This window comes from Gammaproteobacteria bacterium (genome assembly GCA_041395725.1).
GTDB lineage: Bacteria > Pseudomonadota > Gammaproteobacteria > Pseudomonadales > Pseudohongiellaceae > NORP240.
The window spans coordinates 127,723-151,036 of the sequence record JAWKZW010000001.1; the positions used below are offsets into that span (position 1 = coordinate 127,723).

Below are 23,314 nucleotides of genomic sequence, written 5' to 3' on the forward strand. Positions count from 1 at the left end.
GGGGGGCCGGGTTGCCGGGCTCAGGCCGCGTTGGCGGTTACCGCTGCCCCCGGCTTTTCAGTCGGGGATAATCCCTTTTTTGAGCGCACCCGATCCTCGAATGCACCCTCTCCTTCCATCATGTGCGCCACCCGCTGCAGTGCCGACAGCAGTTGCGACTGCTCCCACTCCGGCAGCTCTCCCAACCGTTCAGTCAGCAGGGCCTGCATATCGGGCAAAGAGCTTTTGAGAACCTCCTCGCCCAGATCGGTGAGAGTAACGTTCACACGCCGCTTGTCGGCACTATCCCGCGCTCGCGACACCAGTCCCCGGCCTTCCAGCCGGATCAGGATGTCGGTGACGGTACCCTGGCTCAGGTTAATCCGGTTAGCCAGATCGCCCGCCGACATGGAGCCCTGCCTGAGGGCATTTAAAAGTGTGGCCTGTGGCCCCGTCAGCCCATGGCTTTGCACAAGCGACCGGGAGTGCAGGTCCATCGATCTGGTGATGCGTCTGAGGGAGGCGACAATCTGTTGAGATGTGGAGGACACGCCCTGATCCATTTGAGTAAACCTCTTAACGTCTAACAGTCGTTCTCGGATAAAGCTGCGTCAATATCTACGACAGCCGTCATGCAATAGACCACTTTGCTTATTACACTGGAACTACCAGCATGCAGAGGATTCTGAGAGCCCCGCAGGGGGTCTGATCTCCAGGCAGGGAAAGTGTCTACTGATCCACTTTCGCACACAAGCAACAAATTGTTACTTTGAGAAGAGGTCAGTGCTCTGTAAATTTACCGAGCACTAGAGCAGCGAGCGGACAGCCCCCACCAACCCGCCGATCAGCAGGACCAGACTCGGCAACGCTGTCAAGGCGAAGCCAAGACCACGGGACTTTGGCTCTTTGGTGTAGGCGCGCAGGTAAATGAACCGCCCGATAATCCAGACGAACCCCAGACCTGCCGCGATGCTTGGGCTGCTGAAGAGGCTGAATATCACGATCCCGGGAAGGAAGAGCAGCAGACTCTCCTGGGTATTCTGGTGCACGCGGTTATACCTTTCGAACATCGGGTCACCGCTGGTGGCAGGCGCCGGAACGTTGTATTTCATCCTTGCCCGCCCCACCAGCATACCGAAGAAAAAATACTGGATCAGTGCCAGAACGATGACGATGTAAACAGCTTCCATTTTTGTATCCTCTCAATCGCAGGACTGGCCTGCAGTTAGTAATTTTTGCGGCTGTAATATCAGGGGGCGGCGGACCTTACAGTTTCGCCCGGACTGCTTTTCCGGGTATCCAGCTCGACGACCTGCTGCAGATAGGTTGCTGAATCGGTTGTTTCCAGAGGTTTGAACTTAACCGTGGGATGCAGCTCACGCATACGGTTGTTCAGCAGGCCATGGGCAGAAAATATCAGTGCATCCTGGATAATGTGGTCGGTATCGCAGCCACTGGCCAGGTTCAGCAACCGGTCAAAACCGACGATGAAGTTGTTACTGTGGCGCTGACGAATTTCAGTTCCGTACAACAGATCTTCCATGGAAATGCCCGGCTCAGCAGAAATAATGAGAAAGCGGCGGGAAAACACCTCGTAGTCGCCCGCTGCATATTGTTGCCAGAGTTCGTTGATCTCCTCAGTCGAATAGTTCTCGTCACCGGCCGGCCCCTGGCTGGAGATAAACAACATGCCGCTGATGGCTCCCAGCTGCTTGCGGGTATTCTCGGCAATCTTGAAGAAAGTTTCCTGCCGTGCATTGAGTTCCGTGGCTGCAATAGCCTGGGTCTGCTTCTCGGACTGCAAATTGGTCCGACGCAGTTCGCGGTTATTCTCGGCCAGCACCGTCTGCTGAATGAACAGGCCGATCACAAGCCACAGAAACGCCAGTGGCGCGAAGGCGCCTTCCAGAAAAGTGCCCATCTGGTCGATGGGCAGCGCAGCAAAGGACGACCAGCCAACATTTCTGGCAATGTAGATAATGCCCAGCAGAACCCAGATGAAGGTTACGGCAAGGCCGAACCAGATCCTTCGGTCCTTGTGCTCCAGCTCTTCCAGTGACGTCAGATCCACAAGCGCCCCCTCGAGGCAGCATCAAATTGTGCCCTAGGGTAAAGCCGGCACCAGAGAAGGTCAATTCCGTCGCGGCTATAAGCGCCAATAGGTTACAATTACCCGCTTGACGAAACCGGGGGGAGACCGCAACGTGGCCGCAAAGAAATCGACCGACAGCCAGGACGCTCAGCAATTCGACTTCGAGACTGCACTGGATCAGCTGGAGGCGCTGGTCAGCGCCATGGAAGAAGGAGAACTGAGCCTGGAAGAATCGCTGCAGGCATTCGAAAAAGGCGTCAAACTGACCAGAGAATGTCAGACCGCACTGGAAAAAGCCGAGCAGAAAGTCCAGACCCTGCTGGACGATGCCGGCACCACCGAGCCGCTGGGATTCGACGACGAGGATTAAGCGCCTCCCCCCCAACCTGGCATCGCGTCACCATGCCGGCCGTACTGAGATAAGAATCCACCCACATGACAAGCCCCCTGACATCCGACACCCTGAAGGAATTCTTCACCCGCTGCCAGCAGCGCGTAGAATCGGGTCTCGGCAGCCTGTTTGAGTCGAACGGGCTGACGGCGCAATTGCAGGAAGCCATGGCCTACGCCAGCCTCAATGGTGGTAAGCGCGTGCGACCGATGCTGGTCTACGGTGCTGCCCAGGCCGCAGGTTGCGAACTCGCCCAGGGTGATCTCCCGGCTATTGCCGTCGAACTGGTGCATTGCTATTCGCTGGTTCACGACGATCTCCCGGCCATGGACAACGATGATCTGCGCCGCGGCAAACCCACGGTGCACAAAGCCTATAGCGAAGCCACCGCGATCCTGGTGGGCGACGCCCTGCTGACGCTGGCCTTCGAGGTCCTTTCACACGAGCGGCCAACAACCCTGTCACCGGCCCAACAGTTACGCATGGTCGGAGTCCTTGCCCGGGCAGCCGGCTACCACGGCATGGTTGCCGGACAGGCCGTGGACTTTGAGGCCGCGGGCAAGACGTTGGACATTGAACAGCTAAAGGCCATGCATGCCCTGAAAACCGGTGCCCTTATTACGGCCAGCGTGGAACTCGGCGCGCTGACCAGCCCGCAACTGGAACCGGAACGAATGGCCTCCCTGCTGACCTTTGCCGGGCGCATCGGGCTGGCCTTCCAGATCCAGGACGATGTGCTTGATGTGATCAGCGAAACCGCGGTGCTGGGCAAGCCCCAGGGTTCTGACCAGGCCTTGAATAAACCAACCTATACCTCCCTGTTAGGGCTGGACGAGGCACGTTCACAGGCCATCGGCCTCGCTGATCAGGCCGTGCAGGCGCTGGCAGGGTTTGGGGATGAAGCGGAAATGCTGCGGCAACTGGCCCGCTACATCGTTGAACGGGTTCATTGATGAGGGTGGCCGGAGCGTAGATAATGACGACCATGTTTGAGGAAATACCCACCGAACGGCCGGATACGCCGTTACTGGACCAGATCGATTGCCCGGCGGACGTCAGAGCCCTTGAGGAATCCCAGCTGCAGCAGCTTGCCACAGAGCTGCGCGCGTTCCTGCTTTACTCAGTGGGCCAGACCGGTGGGCATTTTGGGGCCGGCCTGGGAGTGGTCGAGCTCACTGTCGCGCTGCACTACGTTTTTGACACCCCTGCAGATCGGCTCATCTGGGACGTGGGACACCAGGCCTACCCCCATAAAATCCTCACCGGCCGCCGCGAGCGCATGCTGACCATGCGTCAGCCCGACGGGCTGGCACCTTTCCCGGCCCGCCAGGAGAGTGAGTTCGATGCCTTTGGCGTAGGCCATTCCAGCACTTCCATCAGTGCCGCCCTCGGGATGCGCATCGCCGCCAGGCTGACCCGTACCGACCGGCACTGTATAGCGGTCATCGGTGATGGCGCCATGTCGGCCGGGATGGCGTTTGAGGCCCTCAATCACGCCGGGGCCGTCAACGACAACCTGCTGGTCATTCTGAACGATAACAACATGTCCATTTCCCATGCCGTGGGCGGACTTTCCAGTTATTTTGCCCGTATGTGGGCCAGCAAGCCTTATAACGTGATCCGCAGCGGTGGCAAGAAAGTACTGGCCAGGATACCTCCTGCCCTGAAAGCGGCACACCGGGCCGAGGAATATATGAAGGGCATGGTGTCCCCGGGAACTCTGTTTGAGGAAATCGGTTTCAATTACATCGGCCTGGTGGATGGCCATGACACCGAAGGACTGGTGGAGATACTCGAGAACGTTAAAACCCTGCGCGGCCCGCAGCTTCTTCATGTCGTTACCCAGAAAGGCAAGGGCTACAGCAAATCCGAACAGGACCCGTTCGGCATGCATGCCCTTGGTAAAATAGCCCCGTCAAAAGCTTCTGAGCCGGCCGCCAAACCGCCCAGGCCTACCTACTCCCAGGTATTCGGGCAATGGCTTTGCGACATGGCCAGTGCAGACCCCCTGTTGACGGCCATCACCCCCGCCATGGGCGAGGGATCCGGCATGCAGCAGTTTGCCGCCGACTTCCCGGAAAGATTTCATGATGTGGCAATCGCCGAGCAGCACGCCGTTACCCTGGCAGCCGGCATGGCCTGCGACAAGCTGAAACCTGTTGTCGCCATCTACTCGACATTTCTGCAGCGCGGCTATGACCAGCTGATACACGACGTGGCGCTCCAGAACCTGAATGTGCTGTTTGCCATCGATCGCGCCGGACTGGTGGGCGAGGACGGTCCGACCCATGCTGGCAGCTTCGACCTTACCTACCTGCGCTGCATACCCAATATGGTCATCATGGCACCCAGCGATGAGGATGAAACCCGCAAGCTCCTGAACACGGGGTTCCATCATCAGGGGCCCGCCGCCGTGCGCTATCCCCGCGGCAAGGGCCCGGGCAGTGCTATCGACACAGGCCTGCAAGGGGTGACGATCGGAAAAGCGGTGTTGCGGCGCAAAGGGCATGGCGTCGCCCTGCTGGCATTCGGCAGCCTGGTGACACCGGCTCTGGCAGTCGCGGAAAAACTGGACGCCACGGTAGCAGACATGCGCTTCGTCAAACCCCTGGACGAAGGCCTGATTGGTGATCTTGCCACCGGGCACCGGTTGATCGTCACCCTGGAAGAAAACACAGTGATGGGTGGTGCAGGTTCGGCCGTTAACGAGTTCCTGGCCCGCGCCAATTACCAGATCCCGATTCTGAATCTGGGGCTGCCGGACAGTTTTCTCAGCCACGGTCGGGCGCCAGAAATGCTCTCGGAACTGGGGCTGGACAGCGCCGGTATTCTGCGCGCCGTCAAGGACAAGCTGCGGCAGTGCAAGATCCAGTCCGAGGCCGTCTGAACTGAAGCGGATGCAGCTGGCAGGAAGCTGAACGAAGGGAGAAGCGCCACTATCCCTGGCCCTGCATCCTGAACCCAGGAAAGTGCTTCCTTCCCGGGCCATTACCCCGACCATCTGAAGTAAACCTTATAACCCTGACAGATAACCTCGCCGGCGCCGCTAAAGTCAACGGGAGGGATTTTCCGGCAGGTGTCGACGGGCGGCCTGGCGGGTTACTCGGAGGCGTCCAACTGTTCCTGCACTCGGGCTCCCCGCAGGATATTCACCATACCGTAGTTACCTTCATGGCAGGCGTATTCGTATATCTGCCCGGCCACTTTGGTCATGGGCACAATGGCGGAAATGCTGTCAGTCCAGGTAGCAGGGTCCTCGATCGTCCACTCATAGTTAACCGTGTCATAGGCAACCCGCGTAAAGCGTTCCGTCAGGACCTTATCAGCCGACGTTCCGGCTGAGCCGAAACTGGCCGCCAGGCCATTGAAGTTGCGGGTCACTACGACAAGGGCATCCCCGTCCCAGTACCCTTTGGAATCACCGGTCCAGAAAGTCAGGTCATCGTCCAATTCGGGAAAATCCGCCGGACTGTCGTACAGTGGCACTATACGGGCATCGTGAATCATTTCAGTGAGAATAACGGCATGGTCTGCACTCTGAAACAGTTGTACGTTGTTGTTATAGAGGCTGGGTACGAAAGGCGGGCCCGCGTTGAAACCCACCAGGCAACGTTCAGACAGACCACGGTCTTCCGGACCCTCGGTGCCGATACCGCCGGCCCCGATGCGCACCGGGCGTGACTCCCCGGTGGTATCGCCCCCGTAAACACCCTGATCCGCGATTGCGCCGGCCACCAGATCAGGTAACCGGCCGTTCAGGGGATAGACAATGTGCGAAGTCCGCACAATGTCGCCGATACCGGCGTTCTCCACCCAGAAGTCATTGTAGGATTCGTCCACCCCACCGATGGCCAGCGCCGAGTCGGTGGCCGCATCACGGGCCGCCTGGCGGGCGCGAATCTCTGCGACTTCCTGTTCGGTGAGGAACTGTCGCTCGCCATACTGGGCAGGCCGCTGCATGGGTACATCGGAAGAAAAATTCCACACGCCTTGCAGATCCGGCTGTCCCCACTCGGTGCGCGGCACGGTGTATTGCTCCGCGGCCGAAGCGAGTTGAGAAAGTGAGCTACTCAGGGCTATAACGCCCAGGGTGAGATTCAGCGTTCTTGATTTGGTCATGACGCCTCCGAATTCAGGGTGATTGAGCCGCTACACATTACCCGATTCGCTCTTGCAGTACAATCCGCCGAAAGGACGGGTGAGTGACCGGGGACAGCAGAGTCCGGCAGGCTCGCCTGACTCGACCAGACCTTCAGGATGCTGAAAGCAGCCAGGAATTTTGACCTCACCGCTGCGTACCGCTAGACTTGCCCGATCTGACAGACACCGGTGGCCGCCACTCTCTATTTGCGCGGTCGCCCCAGGAGTCGAGTCAGTCTGGGAAGCCGGTGCAAATCCGGCACTGCCCCCGCAACGGTAAAGGCGGCCGGAATCTTCAGTTCCGGCTGACCCTGAGTCCGATACCAGACCGGCGACTGTATCCACAGAAGTAGCGCATCGAGCGGAGGGCTCTATCGATGTTATCCCAGCCTCTCAGCGTGCCTGACAATGGCGCCCTGACCTCTTTTCCTGTTCTTCCCAGCACCGCGGTATCCGCCGTGGCAAACCAGTGGATTTCACCATGAGCAACCAGACTTCGGCCGAACGTTCGGCACGCCATAAAAAGGCCATGCAGCGCAAGAAAGAGCACGTGGACAGCCAGATCGCCAAAGCCACTATCGATAAAGGACTGCTGGTGGTACTGACCGGCAACGGCAAAGGAAAAAGCTCTTCCGGTTTCGGCATGGTCGCCCGCAGCGTCGGACACGGACTGCGTTGCGGTGTCGTACAGTTCATCAAAGGTACCTGGGAATGCGGCGAACACCTGTTGTTCAAGGATCATCCTCTGGTGGAGTTTCATGTCATGGCCACGGGGTTTACCTGGGAAACCCAGGACCGCGAGGCTGATATCGCAGCCGCGGAGCGAACCTGGGAACAGGCGGAAAAACTGCTGCGCGACGGAACCATCGATGTGGTGTTGCTGGATGAACTGACTTATATGCTGACCTATGGCTACCTGGACAAACAGAGAGTGCTGGATGCACTGGCAGCAAGACCTGCCGACCAGCATGTCATTATCACGGGGCGTAATGCCAGCAAAGAACTGATCGAAATGGCCGACACGGTAAGCGAAATCAACGACACCAAGCATGCCTTCAACGATGGCATCAAGGTACAGAAAGGGATCGATTATTAATGTTCGTTCCAGAAACGGCAGGTCGCAGGCTGATCTGCCTGGCAGCAGGCTTTCTCGGCGGCCTCCTCCCGCTCCAGGGAACAGGATCGGAGGGGAAAGACCTGGAGGTGATGGACGACGACGGCAACCGGGTAATACTGGAGCAGCCGGCCACCCGCATTATCAGCCTGGCACCCTCTCTGACGGAAATGCTTTTTGCGGCAGGCGCCGGCGATCGTATCGTTGGGGTCGTGGAGTACAGCGACTATCCCGCCCAGGCCGCCGCACTGCCCGTGGTTGGCAGGCATGACCTGCTGGATCTGGAAGCCATAGTCGCCCTGCAGCCGGACCTGGTAGTCTCCTGGAAGTCCGGCAACCCGGCGGCTGCGGTAGAAAGGCTGAAGCGTCTGGGTCTGAGTGTCTACGTGGCCGAGCCGCGGGAACTGGACAGTATCCCCCTGCACCTGGAAAGAATGGCAACCCTTGCCGGCACTCTCGACCTGGCCCGGCCGGTTATCGAAAACTTCGACGACACCTTGAACAGGTTACGGACCGAATATTCTGCCAAATCCACAGTGCGGGTTTTCTACCAGGTCTGGGACCAGCCGCTGATCACCGCGGGAGGGGACGAACTGATCAACGACATGATTACCCTTTGCGGTGGCAGCAATATCTTCGCCGACCTCAATCTGATGGCCCCCAAGGTCAGCACCGAAGCTGTACTGGTGCGCAACCCCCAGGTGATTATTGCCAGTGGCATGGATATAGCACGCCCTGAATGGCTGGATGCCTGGCTGGCCTGGCCGCAACTGGAGGCAGTAGCGCAGGGGCGGTTGTACTTCATTCCGCCGGACCTGGTACAACGCCATACTCCAAGAGCCTTACAAGGGGTCTCCCGTATGTGCGAGCAGATAGACAGGGCTCGCTGAGCGCGGCCTGCTTTCAAGGCGCCACAATACTGATGCTGTCCATGCCGTTATTCCTGTCCAGCGGCGTATCTCCAGACGGGTAGCCCCGGTTGGAGAGAATATACGCGACAATGTCGGTGTACTCCGAGTCCCGAAGCACTCCCGGATTTTCCGCCGGCATTTCCGCGACAATGGTGAACCAGAAGTCCAGCAGAGGCTTATCCTGCCAATATTCCCAGATGTCGGCATAGAACTTCATATCGTGGCAGGTTCCGCAACTCTCGTCGTAAACGACCTGCCCTGCCGCCACCTGCTCGGCGGTGAAGATGCCATCTTTCACGGTCTTCTGCTGGCCATAGGCTGCCGGGCCAGATAAAAACAGTGGCACCAGTAATACCACTAACCCATGTCTGAAATTCGTTAACATCTACTTTTCCTTTCTATTGGTATAAATTATTCCGCGCTGTGGCCTGGCAGGCCGTTACCCAACGTCTTCCTCGTATTGCGTAACCTCTTGAGGAATCACTTCCCAGGCCGCTTTCGAACCCACATAGAGATGTCTGCCAATCTCGATTTGCGGATCGTCCACCAGGCATCCCAGCGTTATTCCGTGCACTTTCCCCTGGAAGAGCCCGCACAAGGTAGACCCGCAAACGCTACAAAACTGCAACCCGAATTCCGCCTGGGACTGATAGGTACTGAGCAAGTCTTCCCCCTGGAGCCATTGAAAGTCACCCGAATCAACTTCTGCATAGGCCGATGCCTGAGAACTGAAGGCTTTTCTGCACCGGGAGCAATGACAGGATCTGGCATCGCGAAGCGCTCCCTTGACAGCGTACTTTATATTGCCACAGAAGCATTCCCCACGAACTGTCATAAAACCAACCCCGGGCCCACGCCCGCTTTGCCAGTTAACACCTTGTCTTGTGACCTGTCTTGTGAAAAGAGCACTCATTCCTCACCAGAGATGAGGATTTCTGAATGCCTCGACACAATGCAAGGGACCCTTTTGAGGCTCGCCTCCCCGCTCAGCAAGTGATTGAACCAGCCAGGCCTCTGGATAAGTTAATTTGAACGGCGCTTTCGCAATCTCGTCGGGAATATGTTCAAAACCGACCCGGGAGTAGAACCTGGGATCTCCATAGGTGAAAACCCGCTGAACACCCTCCTCTCGCAATTGGTCAATACCATAGCGAATAAGCTTCTGCCCTACCCCCTGGCCCTGATGCGCCGTATCAACTGCCACGGGAGAAAGCAGAAAAGACTCTGTGGATGATTCGGACCACAGCCTCGAAAAAAAGATACTGCCAATTACTTCGTGGCCAAGTAACGCAACAAAACAGCGGACATCCTGCGAGTCACCTGCATCCATGAGTTTGCGTACCAACCGCCCTATGAGTTCACCCTCTGACGGTCCCTCGGAATCGGTAAATGTCCTGACGAACAAAGCGTGGATTTTTCCCCGGTCAGAATCCCGCAATTGACGCTGGGTCAGTCCTAATTCAGTAAAAACCGGCTGCAGCACCATCTTTAGTTCCTTTAAACTTTCAACCGCTTTTTCGAAAGGGGTCCGCCTTTACCAGGTTGCTCTGAAGAACCTCTGATTAATCATGTAATCGCTCTGGCTCCCCGAACACGGAGGTGCTACCACTGTCATCGATGATCACATTGTGTCCCTCGACAGTCGGTAAAAGATTAAACAGACGTTCATTGACTAAAACATAGTGCCTCGGTGAAAGTGCCAGATAGAGTCCATGAATACGCTTTTCACGCAGGCTGGAGCCGCTTCTGGCCGTATACCCGATAATGCTGATCTGGCTCAGCACTTCGAAATCTGACATCCCAAGGCCCCTTGCCGCAAGTTCCGAGGACGAGTCTATTTCCACCAGAAATTGTGGAGAATTCTGTAAGTCAGGATTGCCTGTGATACGGATCAGAACGTGCGGCTCAGCCCATTCCAACCCGGTGATGGTGCCGCCGAACTGGAGCAGGGTGTCGAAATGGACATCATCCTGTAGATCGTGATCGGCGTAACCAAGGCTGCCCCCTGTCATCAGGCAGGTAAACAGCAGGTAGCGTATTGATTGCATCACTCCCCTCCTCGCTTCATCTTTCCTTAGACTGCTTTCCTTAGACTGCAGGCTGCCAGCACGGTACCTCTGGCGCCTCTGGCCAGGTGTTCCTTTCTCTATCTAAGGAGGAGTTTAGCCCCCGGTTCGGCGAATGTGAACCCTTTGTGGCATGCCTGTCAGTCCGAGGTAAGTCCGATATTATGGCCCACCAGCCGACTCTTTCGATCATCCGCCGGACCGTGTACTGCCACTCTGCTGAGGCAGGCAAACGGAATCTCCAGCACTCCTGTGTGGTTCAGCGGCATGCCCAGCACCGTGGGCAACACGACCCGCATGACACCACCGTGGGTGATCAACAGCACGCGCGCTCCATCCGGACGCTGAAGGATCTGCTGCCAGGCGCCGAGGATACGATCCCGAAAACGGATAAATGCCTCTCCGCCAGGCGGATGGAGGGCGGCGATGTCGTGGCGGAATGACTCGAATTGAGGCATTGCGGCTTTTCGCCACTCAGTCAGGGGCATGCCGTCCCAGACACCGTAGTCAATTTCCTGCCAGGCAGGGTCCACGGTAACCGGCAGGTCGAAGCTGGCGGCAAGCTGCTCCGCAAAGCGGCGGCAACGTTGCAGCGGCGAGGTGACGATCTCGTCCCAGCGGGGTGATTCTGTACTGTTAATTCTTTTAAGCTGGCGGGCTTTTCCCGTTGGCTTGTTGCTTACTGCTGCTGGCACTCCGAGGTCAAGACCGGTGGCCTGCCACATCTGCCGCCAGCCCTCTTCTGCCAGGCAGTGATCCACCCTGCCACGCAGCACTTCGCCGCCTTCAGGCTGCCCGTGCCGGAGTATGTCGACGATGATACCGATGGCGCTACTTTTCCAGGTGTCCCAGCTTGTCGATCTTTACAGCCAGGTAACTTTCGTTATGGGAATTGATACCCACGTGTATGGGCAGGCGCTCTGCTACTTCAATGCCCATCTCAGCCAGCGCGTCAACCTTGCGGGGATTATTAGTCAGCAGGCGCACACTGCGAACTTTGAAATAGTCCAGCATGGGCTGGCAGATCAGGTATTCCCGACTGTCCGCCTCAAAGCCAAGCTGTTCATTGGCCTCCACTGTATCCGCACCGGAATCCTGCAACTCGTAGGCTTTCAGCTTGTTGAGCAGACCGATACCCCGCCCCTCCTGGCGCAGGTAAAGAATCAGGCCTCGTCCCTCGGCTGCCACGCTTTCGATAGCGAACTGCAGTTGCGGGCCACAATCGCAGCGCTGGCTGAACAGGCAGTCACCGGTAAGACACTCCGAATGAATGCGGGTCAGCAGAGGGTCTCCCGAACCTGTATCGCCCATGGCCAGAGCCACGTGTTCCTTGCCTGTCGCGGTATCCTCGAAGCCATGGATTGTGAAAATCCCCCACTGCGTCGGGAGTTTCGCCGAGGCGACATGTTTAATAGTCAATTGCATTTCCCGATAAGTTGCGATAAGTCAGTGTGCCCGGCCCCGTTTACGGGTACCGGCCAGTCTTTCCTGCCTAGGTGGAAGCGGTTAACAGGACCACTGCCTGTAGACAGAGCGCGCCCATTATACCCGCTATCAGGTCATCCAGCATGATCCCCAGGCCGCCCTTGACGCGGCTGTCAGCCCACTTGATGGGCCAGGGTTTAAGGATGTCCAGCAGGCGGAAAAGGATGAAGCCGCCAATGACCCACTGCCAGCCTGTCGGTGCCAGAAACATGGTGGCCCAATAGCCTACAAATTCATCCCAGACGATTCCGCCCGGATCATGCACGCCAAAATCTTTGCTGGTTCTGCCACAGATCCAGATTCCCGCCAGAAATGTCACCAGCAGCATGAGCAGGTAAACCGTCCAGTGCATGGGCGGAAACAGCAGATAAAGCAGCACAGCCACGACTGTACCGCAGGTTCCCGGGGCCCAGGGGGCAAGACCGCTGCCAAAACCATATGCCAGCACATGCAACGGATTGCGCCAGATGTTTATTCCAGTCTGCATCATCACTCCTTGCCGAAGTGGCTGTAACCGGTATGGGTGATAATAACCGGTTCACCATGACTGTCCAGGCACTGTACGCCCTCGCCCGTCACAATCTCACCGATGCGGGTCAAACGGACCCCCAGGGCCGCCACGGCTTTTTCCACGGCACCGCAATGCTCCGGGGCGACAGTAAGGCAAAGCTCATAGTCATCTCCGCCACCCAGCGCCAGAGATAACCGCTCATCGTCCTTGACAGTATCCTGCATGAACCTGGAAAACGGCAGCTGCACAACATCGATCTCCGCACCTGCCTGGCCGAGTTCCACGATGTGCCCCAGATCGCTCAACAGTCCATCGGAAATATCGATAGCCGCGCTGACCAACCCTCTAAGTGCCATGCCCACCTGTACTCTGGGTGTCGGCGCATAAAAGGCCTGCAGAAAGTGATCCCGCTGTTTGCCACTCAACCTGGCTTTCTGGAATGGCCAGTATGCTGCATTACCGGTGTCGGCACTGTCACGCCTCTCAAGCAGTGCCAGGGCAGCTGCCGCGTCACCCAGGGTACCGGTAACATACACCAGGTGTCCCGGTTTCGCGCCGGACCGACGCAGAGCCTGCCCGACGGGCAGGAGACCGTGAACCTGAATTGCCACCTGGCGTACGCCCTGGATCAGATCCCCGCCCACGAGCGGACAGCGAAACTTTTTGGCCATGAGCGCAAGCCCTTTGCTGAAACCTGCCAACCAGGCCTGGTCCGGCTCAGGCAGACTGAGACCCAGAGTAAAGCACAGCGGCTCGGCCCCCACTGCGGCCAGGTCGCTCAGATTAACCGCCAGGGCGCGCTGCCCGAGCAACTGGGGGTCGGCGGCGGCAGGGAAGTGCACGCCCTCCTGCAACAGATCCATGGAAACCGCCAACTGGTTATCCGCACCTACACGCAGCAGAGCGCAATCATCGCCGATACCCAGATCAACGCCGTCGGCCGCAAATCCCAGACCCGAATCGCGGAAATACCTGTTGATGATGTCAAATTCCCGTTGCGACATGAAAATGCTTTAATCCCCGACTGATCCGCGCTTCTCCCGGGGCCGCAGGTCCTTCACCAACTTATCAAGAATGCCGTTTATATACTTGTGACTTTCGGTGGCACCGAACGACTTGGCCAGTTCAATGCTTTCATTAATGACCACTCGGTAGGGAATTTCGATGCGGTACTTCAACTCGAAAGCACCAATCCACAGGATGGCTTTTTCGACCGGGTCCAGGGCCTTGAAGTCACGATCAAGGTACGGCACCAATAACCCCTGAAGTTCAGCTGCCTGCCCGGGAATCGCCGTAAACACCTCGTGAAAATAGTCCCAGTCGGTTTTGCCAATGAACTCGCTCCGGAACTGTGCTTCGATTTCGGTCAGCTCACCACCATTTAACTGCCATTGATAGAGGGCCTGCATTATCAGCCTGCGGGCCTTGCGCCTTTGTGCAATGCCGGGGGTTGCCTTATGACGGGGTTGTTGCATGTTGAGAATAACCTGTTCCACTAGGGAATCGTTCTGGAATGTCATGCCCGCGCGCCGGGAGTTACAGAAGCTCGCCCTGCGCCGACACTATCGAAGCAAATTCCACGCCTATCGGGAATCTGGTTGTCTGGAATAAATGCCTGGGAAACCACACGGTAGCCCAGAGATTCGCGAGCCCCGGCCAAACTGCATTACAGCAGAGAAAGCCGCATTTCCGGTATCGATCAGGCCTGCAGTTTGCGGCCGACGCTCAGCGTTTCGAGCGCCGACAGAGCCGCCTCAGCGCCCTTATTACCGGCCTTTGTTCCGGCCCGTTCAATGGCCTGCTCGATGGTATCGACCGTCAACACTCCAAAGGCCACCGGCACGCCACTTTCGAGGCTTACCTGACTGAGTCCCTTGACGCATTCCCCGGCTACGTACTCAAAGTGTGGTGTACCGCCGCGGATAACCGCGCCGAGGGCTATTACCGCATCAAACTTCCCCGTCCCGATCACCTGCTTGGTGATCAGCGGCAATTCATAGGCGCCGGGAGCTTTGACGATGGTAATGTCCTTTTCCATCACCCCATGCCTGGTAAGCGCGTCAATGGCTCCGGCAACCAGGTGATCGACGATAAAGCTGTTAAAGCGGGACACCACCAGGGCAAAATTTGCCGAGCCGATGCTGAAATCCCCTTCGATCGTTTTAATGTTTGCCATCTGATCTGCCTCTCCCGTTCCCTGCCTTGATTCCGATAGGTATTTTCGTCTTTGCCACGCCCTGCTGGCGAGCCGCCCATGCTGTTATTCGAAAGGTACGAATTCTACAACTTCCAGATCGAACCCTGAAATAGCGAAGCGGGCCGGGTAACTCAGCAGGCGCATTTTACCCACACCCAGGTCGCGCAGGATCTGTGATCCGGTCCCGATCGTCAGGTCCGTACCCGCACGGGTTCCGGTGCCGGGCCGCCGTTCATTATCCAGCATGGCGGACAGAGTGCTGTTTACGTCCTCGGGGTAGTCGTCACCCGACAACAACACCGCCACCCCGGTGCCTTCTTTGGCAATACTTTCCAGCGCCTTGCTGAAGGACCAGCTGGTCCCGGACGCATTGAACGCCTGGCACAGATCACGCAGGGTATTGGGAATATGCACTCTGACCAGGACCGGATCTTCAGCGACTATCTCACCCCGGGTAAACGCCAGGTGGGTGGAACCGGTAATGGAGTCATGATAGGTGTGCAGCTGAAATACCCCGAACTCCGTTGGCAGGTCATGGGTTTCCTGCCGGGTCACCGTTGTTTCATTGGCGATCCGGTAGTGTATCAGGTCGGTGATGGTGCCGATCTTTAACTGATGTTTTTCGGCGAATTTTTCCAGGTCCGGACGCCTCGCCATGGTGCCGTCATCATTCATGATCTCCACAATGGCGGCCGCCGGGCTGTAACCTGCCAGGCGGGCCAGATCGCAGCCGGCCTCAGTATGACCGGCCCGCCGCAGGACTCCGCCGGGCTGGGCCATAATAGGAAAAATGTGACCAGGCTGCACGATGTCCTCCGGCCTGGAGTCACGGGCTACCGCCATCTGAATTGTCCGCGCACGATCGGCCGCCGAAATACCGGTGGTGACTCCCTGAGCCGCCTCGATGGAGACCGTGAAGTTGGTGTTGAACGGCGTGCGGTTGGCGTCCACCATCAGCGGCAGCCTGAGGTATTCACAACGCTCCTGGGTGAGAGTCAGGCAGATCAGCCCCCTGGCATTCGTTGCCATGAAGTTGATGTCCTCGGTGCGCACCCGTTCGGCTGCAATGACCAGATCGCCTTCATTTTCGCGGTCCTCATCGTCCAGCAGGACGACCATTCTCCCCAGGCGAATTTCCTCGATCAGTTCTTCCGTTGTATTCAGTTCCATAAATCCCTTCTCACCGGCGACTGCTAACGCCCGCCCCCAAATCCATGCCTGCCAAGAAATTCCCGGGTCAGTGTCGACGACGACTGCTCCGGATCGGCGGCCGCATCACCCAGCAGCAGCCGCTCCAGATAACGGCTGACCAGGTCGACTTCCAGATTCACCCGCGTACCCGGGCGGTAGTGCTGGATGACGGTCTCCTGTTGGGTGTGGGGAATAATGTTGACCGTAAACCTGGCCCCTTTCACCTCGTTGACGGTAAGGCTGGTACCGTCGATGCAAATGGAGCCCTTGGTGGCAATGTAACGCGCCAGCCCGTCGGGTACCTTGAATTCCAGGCGCCAGCTCTTGCCATCCGGTTCAAGGGTTGCCAGTTCGCCGACGCCGTCCACATGGCCGCTGACCAGGTGGCCGCCCAGTCGGCTGGACGGGGTCAGTGCCTTTTCCAGGTTTACCGCCGAGCCCTGCTCCAGCAGACCTAGGTTGGTCAGGCCCATCGTTTCATTGGAAACATCAGCCTGAAATCCTCGCGGACTTAATGCGACCACGGTCAGACAGGCACCGCTTACCGCGATACTGTCACCCAATTTAACATCCGACAGATCCAGTGTTCCGCTGTCTATGCTGATCCGCCATTCGTTGTCCCGCTGACGCAATTCAGCGATCCTGCCAATGGCCTCTATTATTCCTGTAAACATACGTTCTCAATGTGCTTGAGCAAGCCGTTCCGGGCGGGTTTCCATACCTCTGACGGGGCGGTGGCCAGACAGGTCCAGAGCACCCCTGCCCCGCTGTGCCCGCGCGACTGCCTGTTCATCTGGTTGGTTGTCGGCCTGATCACTTGCAGGTCACTTGAAAGTGGCGACAATACGGCTGTCGTCACCGACCCGGCTCACGCTTTCAATCACCAGTTCGATCTGATCAGCCATCGAGCGCAACCCTGGCAGTTCCATCAGAGGCATGCCGTTATCGCCCAGCAGCTTCCCGGCAATGTAGATAACCAGCTCATCCACCAGTCCGGCCTGAACGAAGGCACCACTGAGGGTCGGACCCGCCTCCAGCAACACCTCATTGACGGCAAATCTGGAGGCGAGCAATTCTAGCACAGTCGCAGGGTCGACTCTGCCGCCACTGTCATCGGTCGGCACAGTGACTATCACCCCGGTGTCGCCGGGATAGTTCACGGGCTCCTCAGCCAGGGTAAAAAGGGTTGTGGCGCCTGGTTGCTGGAAAATTTTCGCACCGACCGGGGTTCGTAACCTGGAATCCATGATTACCCGGCGCGGCTGACGGGACAGGGACATCCCCGCGTCCTGCCGTTGCGATGCGGGCAGAACCAGCTCCCCGGGCCTGACAGTCAGCGACGGATCATCCTGCAGCACCGTGTTGACTCCGGTGAGGATGGCGCAACTGCCCGCCCGCAGCCGTTGCACATCGGCACGGGCCTCGGGGCCGGTAATCCATTTACTCTCCCCATTGGCCGCCGCGGTCCGGCCGTCCAGACTCATCGCCAGCTTACAGCGGACGAAGGGCAAGCCCTGGGTAAAACGCTTGAAGTAACCGGCATTGACCGCTCTGGCCCGGGCCTCGAAATCGGTCAGGTGGATTACTTCGATGCCGGCGGCCTCGAGATGCTCGACCCCGCGGCCCGACACTTCCGGAAACGGGTCCAGTGTGGCAATAACCACGGTCTTCACTGCCGCATCCACCAGCGCATCGACACAGGGCGGTGTCTTACCATGGTGAGCGCAGGGCTCCAGCGTGACAAACACGGTACTGCCCCGGGCACGGTCGCCGGCCATGGCTAGCGCATTGATCTCCGCGTGGGCGGCGCCTGCGCGCTGATGCCAGCCTTCGCCGATCACGCGGTTATCCCCCTGGGCAGCAACCACCACACAGCCGACCCGTGGATTGGGCGTAGTCGTCAATGCCCGCCCGGCAAGTTGCAGCGCATGAAGCATGTGCAGCGGGTAATCGATAACATCGACCCCCAGCCTGGCAGACTCAGTGGATTGCAATACCGGCTCGCCTGTAGGAAGTGAAAAAGAACATCAACATAAACGCTACGCCTGGACCTTACTTTTGTTCAGCCCACCGGGCTAGGATTTCCTGCCGCTGGTGTCACTTGAGCGAGTCAGTTCGTCGATCTCGCGGGTGAATTCATCGAGAGACTTGAAACTCTTGTAAACAGAAGCGAAGCGTACATAGGCCACTTCGTCGAGGTTACGCAACTCCAGCATCACCTCTTCGCCGACCAGGCGGGATTGGATCTCACGCTCACCCGTTGCGCGCAACTTGTTCTTGATACGGCTTATCGCCTCATCAACTTTTTCTATACTGACCGGTCTTTTTTCCAGCGCCTTGATCAGACCCGAATGCAGTTTTTCTTCGTCGAAGGGTTCACGCTCACCATTCTGCTTAATGATCCTCGGCATCACCAGCTCGGCGGCCTCATAGGTTGTGAACCGTTCGTTACAGGTGAGGCACTCGCGGCGACGACGAACCTGATTACCCTCAGCAACGAGGCGGGAATCGATCACCTTGGTATCAACGGCATTACAGAACGGACAGTGCATAGTTATATCTCCAGACCCGCGGGCCTCGGGCATTCACCCGTTACCAATCATACCCCGGCGCTGCTGCTGCCAGGATTTCCGAGTTATGCACCGACAGAACGACCCGGCCTCAGCGATAGACCGGGAACCGGGCACACAAGGCCTTGACCTTGTCCTTTACTTCGGCAATTCGGCTATCATTGTGAATGTCATCCAGCACGTCGCACATCCACCCGGTCAGCTCGGCGAATTCCGCCTCCCCGAAACCACGGGTAGTGGCAGCCGGCGTACCAATGCGCAGGCCACTGGTCACAAACGGTGAGCGGGGATCATTCGGCACCGCATTCTTGTTGACCGTAATATTGGCGCGACCAAGCGCCGCATCGGCATCTTTACCGGTTACATCCTGTTTGATCAGACTGAGCAGAAACAGGTGATCGTCGGTTCCTCCGGAAATCACGTCATAACCCCGGTCAATAAAACCCCTGGCCATCACCTGGGCATTTTTTACCACCTGAGCCTGATAGGCGCGGAACTCATCGCTCATGGCTTCCTTGAAGCAGACTGCCTTGGCAGCAATCACATGCATTAACGGACCACCCTGGCTTTCCGGAAACACGGAAAAATTGAGTTTTTTCTCCAGCTCCGGGTTAGACCTGGCCAGGATGATGCCGCCCCGGGGGCCGCGCAGGGTCTTGTGGGTCGTCGAGGTAGTGACGTCGGCAATGTTGACCGGACTGGGATACACGCCGGCCGCGATAAGACCGCTGACATGGGCCATGTCCACCACGAAAAAAGCGCCAACGCTGTCTGCGATGTCCCGAAACCGTTGCCAGTCCACGATCCGGGAATAGGCAGAGAACCCGGCCATGATCATTTTCGGCTTATGCTCCCTGGCCAGAGCCTCCACCTGCTCGTAATCGATCTCGCCGGTTTCGTGGTTCAAGCCGTATTGCACCGCATTGTAAATACGCCCGGAAAAGCTCACGCTGGCACCGTGGGTCAGGTGGCCGCCATCCGCCAGACTCATGCCCAGCACGGTGTCGCCAGGCTCCATCAGCGCCATGTACACCGCCGCATTGGCCTGGGAACCAGAGTGTGGCTGCACATTGGCATAATCGGCCCCGAACAGCGCTTTAGCCCTGGCGATCGCCAGTTCCTCGACCACATCCACGTGCTCACAGCCACCGTAATAGCGCTTGCCCGGATAGCCTTCGGCGTACTTGTTGGTCAGCACCGACCCCTGGGCTTCCATGACCCGCGGACTGGCGTAGTTTTCCGACGCAATCAGCTCGATATGCTCCTCCTGACGACGACTCTCAGCCTGCATGGCCGCATCGAGTTCGGGATCAAAACCGGCAATAGTCATTTCTTTGTCAAACATTCAGGTCTCCGCAGGCGCAGTGGCTGGGGAAGCTCTCAATACATATCGCAGTGCACCGCGGGAGTCTTTCGGGCCCCGCTGTATTGCTCAGCCAGAGGTTCGCCAGGTGGTGAAAATCGGGAAGCGCGTATTCTACATGATGATGAGCGGACCGGCACCCCAAATGCACAAAATCTGGTGGTTGACAGCCTCCTCTACCCGTTGCATTGGATCCGCGCGAGCAGTACATATTTATGCCATAATACGCGCCCGTTTCAGCCTTGGCCGGGGATGCGACTCCGCCGGCAGCACCGCTCCTGGAAGGGCCCGGTCGCCGGCCACGCAGCGAAGTGAACCACCTGTAACCAGCGACAGCATTAACTGCCGGGTAAAAATACCTCTTCTTGACCACCAGTAAAACTGCAGGAACCAGAAAAGCTATGGCGCAATATGTATTTACCATGAGCCGGGTCGGCAAAGTCGTGCCACCCAAACGGGAGATCCTCAAGGACATTTCCCTGTCATTCTTCCCCGGCGCCAAGATCGGGGTGCTGGGCCTCAACGGCAGTGGTAAGTCCACTCTGTTGCGCATCATGGCCGGTGTCGACAAGGATTATATTGGTGAGGCCCGGCCACAGCCGGGCATCAGAATCGGTTATCTGCCCCAGGAACCCGAACTGGATGACTCCCGGGACGTGCGCGGCAACGTCGAAGATGGCGTGCGCGAAACCCTGGCCCTGGTGGAAGACTTCAATGCCATCAGCGACCGCTTCGCCGAACCCATGGACGATGACGAGATGAACGACCTGCTGGCCAAGCAGGGCGAATTGCAGAATGCCATTGACGCCGCCGATGGCTGGGACGTTGAGCGCAAGCTGGAAGTCGCCGCCGATGCACTGCGGCTGCCGGCATGGGACGCCGAAGTCAGCACCCTGTCGGGCGGCGAGCGACGCCGCGTGGCGCTGTGCCGGCTGCTGCTGTCAAATCCGGATATGCTGCTCCTGGATGAACCGACCAACCACCTGGACGCGGAGAGCGTGGCGTGGCTGGAGCGCTTCCTGCATGATTTCCCCGGCACCGTAGTGGCCATCACCCACGATCGTTATTTCCTGGACAACGTGGCCGGCTGGATCCTGGAACTGGATCGCGGCTACGGCATTCCTTTCGAAGGCAATTACAGCACCTGGCTGGAGGCCAAGGAAAAACGCCTGGAAATGGAACAGAAGCAGGAAGACGCCCATCAGCGCACCATCAAGTCCGAGCTGGAGTGGGTCCGGACCAACCCGAAGGGACGGCAGTCCAAAAGCAAGGCGCGCCTGGCCCGCTTCGAGGAGCTCAACTCCCGCGAGTTTCAGCAGCGCAACGAAACCCAGGAGCTTTATATTCCACCCGGACCGCGCCTGGGCGACAAGGTCATGGAGGTCAAGAATCTGAGCAAGGGGTTCGGCGACCACAGCCTGATCGAGAATCTTTCCTTCAGTGTGCCCAAGGGCAGCATCGTGGGCATTATCGGTGGTAATGGGGCCGGCAAGACCACCTTTCTGCGCATGCTGGTGGGCCAGGAAAAACCTGACAATGGCAGCATCGAGCTGGGCGACACCGTCGACCTGGCCTATGTAGATCAGAGCCGGGACAGTCTCGACGGTGAAAAGACCGTCTGGCAGGAAGTCTCGGATGGCCAGGACATCATCCAGGTCGGCAAATACGAAATCAATTCCCGCGCCTACGTGGGACGCTTCAATTTTCGCGGAACTGACCAGCAGAAATACGTGAAAAACCTGTCAGGCGGGGAACGTAACCGCCTGCACCTGGCCAAACTGCTGAAAAGTGGCGGCAACGTACTGCTGCTGGACGAACCGACCAACGACCTGGATGTGGAAACCCTGCGTGCCCTGGAAGAGGCATTGCTGAATTTTCCCGGCAATGTGATAGTCGTGTCCCACGACCGTTGGTTCCTGGACCGTATCTGTACCCATATCCTGGCGTTCGAAGGCAACAGCCAGGTCGTGTTTCATGCCGGGAACTACTCAGACTACGAAGCGGAACACAAAAAGCGGGCCGGTGAGGCCGCGCAACCGACCCGCATCAAGTACAAAAAGCTGGCCTAGAGAAAGTGGTGTTGCCTGCGGGGGCCCTGCCAGCTGAGCGCCGCGCGCAGCGTTAAATCAACTGGTTGCGACAATTGATCGAAGGTTGCCTCTCCCCGGGCGTTTCCCAAGGTTGGGTCTACAACGGCTATAGAAATTTTTCGCGGGCAGCTCCCCCGGAGCAAGGACCAGACGGTATCATGGACAAGCAGCAGGACGGCCTTTTCGCCGTTATTGTGGATGTTGGCGGTACCCACATCCGTTTCGGCGCCCTCAACACCCGGGATGCACCATTGCAGTGCGTTGAGGTCTATGACTGTGCGCGTTTCAGCCAGCTTGACGACGCCTTGCAGCACTACCAGGCACGGTTGCGGACTCTGGGTGCCGCCGAAGGCCCGCCGGTATTTCTGTGCCTGGCACTGCCCGGTGACGTGCAGTCCGAACCCGTCGAGCTGGTCAACCTGCACTGGCGCATAGACCTCACCCGGCTGGCGCAAAGGTTTCACTGCCAGGTTGTTACACTCAATGATTTCTCTGCCCAGGCCCACGCCATTCCTGTTTTTCAGGCTGCGGACCTGGCGTGGCTGCGCGCAGCGGATGCGCCATCGACAGGCCTTAACAGGGCCATTATCGGTCCGGGAACCGGCCTGGGAGTCTCGGCACTGCTGCCTGGCGGACAGGTGGTAGAATCTGAGGGCGGGCACATCAGCTTCGCACCCCAGTCCGGCCTGCAACAGCAGGTGCTGACGGCCCTGTGGACGGTCTTCCCGCGCCTGTCGGCAGAACGGCTGATTTCTGGCCCGGGGCTTGCAAACCTGTATCGGGGCCTGGCTCTGATTGACGGCGAGACTCAGCAACTGGCGCCCGAGCAGATCTCGCAGCGTGCGCTGGCCGGGGACGCCCGCTGCCTCGCAGCAATCCGCCTGTTCACGGAAGTGTTCGGCAGTATCTGTGGCGACCTGGCGCTGGTTTTCGGAGCCAAGGGAGGCATCTATCTCTCCGGGGGACTGCTGCAGGGCCTCGGCGAGCTGTTCGATGAGGCACTGTTTCTCGAACACTTTGACAACAAGGGCCGGTACAGCGACTACTGTCGGCGTATACCCATAGCCAGGGTGCTCAATCCCCAACCGGGACTGCTTGGCGCCGTGAGTTATGTCCGACAATCAGGCCCTGTGAACAGTTCGCGGGAAAGGGAACAGACTTAATCCAGTATGGTAGACACCGAAATCACTCAAGCTGCATTCCCGCCAGGGCGG

General features: G+C 58.2%; 26 protein-coding genes and 1 riboswitch. Of the genes, 7 read left to right on the forward strand and 19 right to left on the reverse strand.

Annotation, left to right across the window (positions count from 1 at the left end; translation table 11 throughout):
* Positions 1–20: 20 nt before the first annotated feature.
* The 3 genes from R3F50_00545 to R3F50_00555 all read right to left on the reverse strand — a co-directional run bounded on the left by R3F50_00545 (position 21) and on the right by R3F50_00555 (position 2,050).
* Positions 21–530, reverse strand: coding sequence for a MarR family winged helix-turn-helix transcriptional regulator (locus R3F50_00545; protein ID MEZ5488793.1), 510 nt, complete (start codon positions 528–530; stop codon positions 21–23).
* Between the two features lie 255 nt (positions 531–785).
* On the reverse strand, positions 786–1,169 hold the full coding sequence (locus tag R3F50_00550) for an MAPEG family protein (protein ID MEZ5488794.1): 384 nt from the start codon (positions 1,167–1,169) through the stop codon (positions 786–788).
* Positions 1,170–1,228: 59 nt separating this feature from the next.
* Positions 1,229–2,050, reverse strand: a complete 822-nt coding sequence (locus R3F50_00555; protein ID MEZ5488795.1) for a hypothetical protein — start codon at positions 2,048–2,050, stop codon at positions 1,229–1,231.
* A 133-nt stretch (positions 2,051–2,183) separates the two neighbouring features.
* Between R3F50_00555 and R3F50_00560 the strand changes: the two genes are divergently transcribed.
* The 3 genes from R3F50_00560 to dxs all read left to right on the forward strand — a co-directional run bounded on the left by R3F50_00560 (position 2,184) and on the right by dxs (position 5,349).
* A complete protein-coding gene (locus tag R3F50_00560) occupies positions 2,184–2,441 on the forward strand; it encodes an exodeoxyribonuclease VII small subunit (GenBank protein ID MEZ5488796.1) in 258 nt (85 codons plus the stop codon).
* Between the two features lie 65 nt (positions 2,442–2,506).
* Entirely contained in the window at positions 2,507–3,415 is a 909-nt protein-coding gene (locus R3F50_00565; GenBank protein MEZ5488797.1) for a polyprenyl synthetase family protein, read from the forward strand.
* A gap of 23 nt (positions 3,416–3,438) precedes the next feature.
* Positions 3,439–5,349, forward strand: a complete 1,911-nt coding sequence (gene dxs, locus R3F50_00570; protein ID MEZ5488798.1) for a 1-deoxy-D-xylulose-5-phosphate synthase — start codon at positions 3,439–3,441, stop codon at positions 5,347–5,349.
* Positions 5,350–5,561: 212 nt separating this feature from the next.
* Here dxs and R3F50_00575 read toward each other — a convergent pair whose 3' ends face one another.
* Positions 5,562–6,581 (reverse strand): hypothetical protein, encoded by a 1,020-nt coding sequence (locus R3F50_00575; GenBank protein MEZ5488799.1) that lies wholly within the window; start codon positions 6,579–6,581, stop codon positions 5,562–5,564.
* 217 nt (positions 6,582–6,798) lie between these two features.
* Positions 6,799–6,949: riboswitch (cobalamin riboswitch) on the forward strand.
* Positions 6,950–7,083: 134 nt separating this feature from the next.
* Here R3F50_00575 and cobO point away from each other — a divergent pair.
* Together cobO and R3F50_00585 are read left to right on the forward strand one after the other, a co-directional pair.
* The gene (gene cobO, locus R3F50_00580; protein ID MEZ5488800.1) at positions 7,084–7,698 is read left to right on the forward strand and encodes a cob(I)yrinic acid a,c-diamide adenosyltransferase; all 615 of its coding nucleotides are present in this window, start codon (positions 7,084–7,086) and stop codon (positions 7,696–7,698) included.
* A complete protein-coding gene (locus tag R3F50_00585; GenBank protein ID MEZ5488801.1) occupies positions 7,698–8,606 on the forward strand; it encodes a cobalamin-binding protein in 909 nt (302 codons plus the stop codon). The genes cobO and R3F50_00585 overlap by 1 nt, the downstream gene beginning before the upstream one ends.
* Positions 8,607–8,619: 13 nt before the next feature.
* On the opposite strand, the gene R3F50_00590 is transcribed toward R3F50_00585, so the two are convergent.
* From R3F50_00590 to glyA, 15 genes are all read right to left on the reverse strand, one after another.
* Positions 8,620–9,012 (reverse strand): cytochrome c, encoded by a 393-nt coding sequence (locus R3F50_00590; GenBank protein MEZ5488802.1) that lies wholly within the window; start codon positions 9,010–9,012, stop codon positions 8,620–8,622.
* Positions 9,013–9,066: 54 nt separating this feature from the next.
* On the reverse strand, positions 9,067–9,540 hold the full coding sequence (locus tag R3F50_00595; protein ID MEZ5488803.1) for a GFA family protein: 474 nt from the start codon (positions 9,538–9,540) through the stop codon (positions 9,067–9,069).
* Positions 9,541–9,543: 3 nt separating this feature from the next.
* The gene (locus R3F50_00600; GenBank protein MEZ5488804.1) at positions 9,544–10,113 is read right to left on the reverse strand and encodes an N-acetyltransferase; all 570 of its coding nucleotides are present in this window, start codon (positions 10,111–10,113) and stop codon (positions 9,544–9,546) included.
* 76 nt (positions 10,114–10,189) lie between these two features.
* A complete protein-coding gene (locus R3F50_00605; protein ID MEZ5488805.1) occupies positions 10,190–10,675 on the reverse strand; it encodes a DUF6152 family protein in 486 nt (161 codons plus the stop codon).
* A gap of 158 nt (positions 10,676–10,833) precedes the next feature.
* Positions 10,834–11,469: a histidine phosphatase family protein gene (locus R3F50_00610; GenBank protein MEZ5488806.1), complete on the reverse strand. Its 636-nt coding sequence runs from the start codon at positions 11,467–11,469 to the stop codon at positions 10,834–10,836.
* Between the two features lie 55 nt (positions 11,470–11,524).
* Positions 11,525–12,112 (reverse strand): GTP cyclohydrolase II, encoded by a 588-nt coding sequence (gene ribA, locus R3F50_00615; GenBank protein ID MEZ5488807.1) that lies wholly within the window; start codon positions 12,110–12,112, stop codon positions 11,525–11,527.
* A gap of 73 nt (positions 12,113–12,185) precedes the next feature.
* Entirely contained in the window at positions 12,186–12,668 is a 483-nt protein-coding gene (locus R3F50_00620; GenBank protein ID MEZ5488808.1) for a phosphatidylglycerophosphatase A, read from the reverse strand.
* Positions 12,668–13,693, reverse strand: a complete 1,026-nt coding sequence (gene thiL / locus R3F50_00625) for a thiamine-phosphate kinase (protein ID MEZ5488809.1) — start codon at positions 13,691–13,693, stop codon at positions 12,668–12,670. The genes R3F50_00620 and thiL overlap by 1 nt, the downstream gene beginning before the upstream one ends.
* Before the next feature lie 9 nt (positions 13,694–13,702).
* On the reverse strand, positions 13,703–14,164 hold the full coding sequence (gene nusB, locus R3F50_00630; protein MEZ5488810.1) for a transcription antitermination factor NusB: 462 nt from the start codon (positions 14,162–14,164) through the stop codon (positions 13,703–13,705).
* 224 nt (positions 14,165–14,388) lie between these two features.
* On the reverse strand, positions 14,389–14,865 hold the full coding sequence (gene ribE, locus R3F50_00635; protein ID MEZ5488811.1) for a 6,7-dimethyl-8-ribityllumazine synthase: 477 nt from the start codon (positions 14,863–14,865) through the stop codon (positions 14,389–14,391).
* 84 nt (positions 14,866–14,949) lie between these two features.
* Complete coding sequence (gene ribBA / locus R3F50_00640) at positions 14,950–16,056, reverse strand: bifunctional 3,4-dihydroxy-2-butanone-4-phosphate synthase/GTP cyclohydrolase II (protein ID MEZ5488812.1); 1,107 nt, start codon at positions 16,054–16,056, stop codon at positions 14,950–14,952.
* A 23-nt stretch (positions 16,057–16,079) separates the two neighbouring features.
* Positions 16,080–16,751 (reverse strand): riboflavin synthase, encoded by a 672-nt coding sequence (locus tag R3F50_00645; protein ID MEZ5488813.1) that lies wholly within the window; start codon positions 16,749–16,751, stop codon positions 16,080–16,082.
* 150 nt (positions 16,752–16,901) lie between these two features.
* Positions 16,902–18,014: a bifunctional diaminohydroxyphosphoribosylaminopyrimidine deaminase/5-amino-6-(5-phosphoribosylamino)uracil reductase RibD gene (gene ribD, locus R3F50_00650; protein MEZ5488814.1), complete on the reverse strand. Its 1,113-nt coding sequence runs from the start codon at positions 18,012–18,014 to the stop codon at positions 16,902–16,904.
* Positions 18,015–18,152: 138 nt separating this feature from the next.
* On the reverse strand, positions 18,153–18,629 hold the full coding sequence (gene nrdR, locus R3F50_00655) for a transcriptional regulator NrdR (GenBank protein MEZ5488815.1): 477 nt from the start codon (positions 18,627–18,629) through the stop codon (positions 18,153–18,155).
* A gap of 109 nt (positions 18,630–18,738) precedes the next feature.
* The gene (gene glyA, locus R3F50_00660; GenBank protein MEZ5488816.1) at positions 18,739–19,992 is read right to left on the reverse strand and encodes a serine hydroxymethyltransferase; all 1,254 of its coding nucleotides are present in this window, start codon (positions 19,990–19,992) and stop codon (positions 18,739–18,741) included.
* Positions 19,993–20,411: 419 nt separating this feature from the next.
* On the opposite strand from glyA, the gene ettA reads away from it, so the two are divergent.
* The gene (gene ettA, locus R3F50_00665; GenBank protein MEZ5488817.1) at positions 20,412–22,079 is read left to right on the forward strand and encodes an energy-dependent translational throttle protein EttA; all 1,668 of its coding nucleotides are present in this window, start codon (positions 20,412–20,414) and stop codon (positions 22,077–22,079) included.
* A gap of 179 nt (positions 22,080–22,258) precedes the next feature.
* On the forward strand, positions 22,259–23,263 hold the full coding sequence (locus R3F50_00670; GenBank protein MEZ5488818.1) for an ROK family protein: 1,005 nt from the start codon (positions 22,259–22,261) through the stop codon (positions 23,261–23,263).
* Positions 23,264–23,314: the final 51 nt, after the last annotated feature.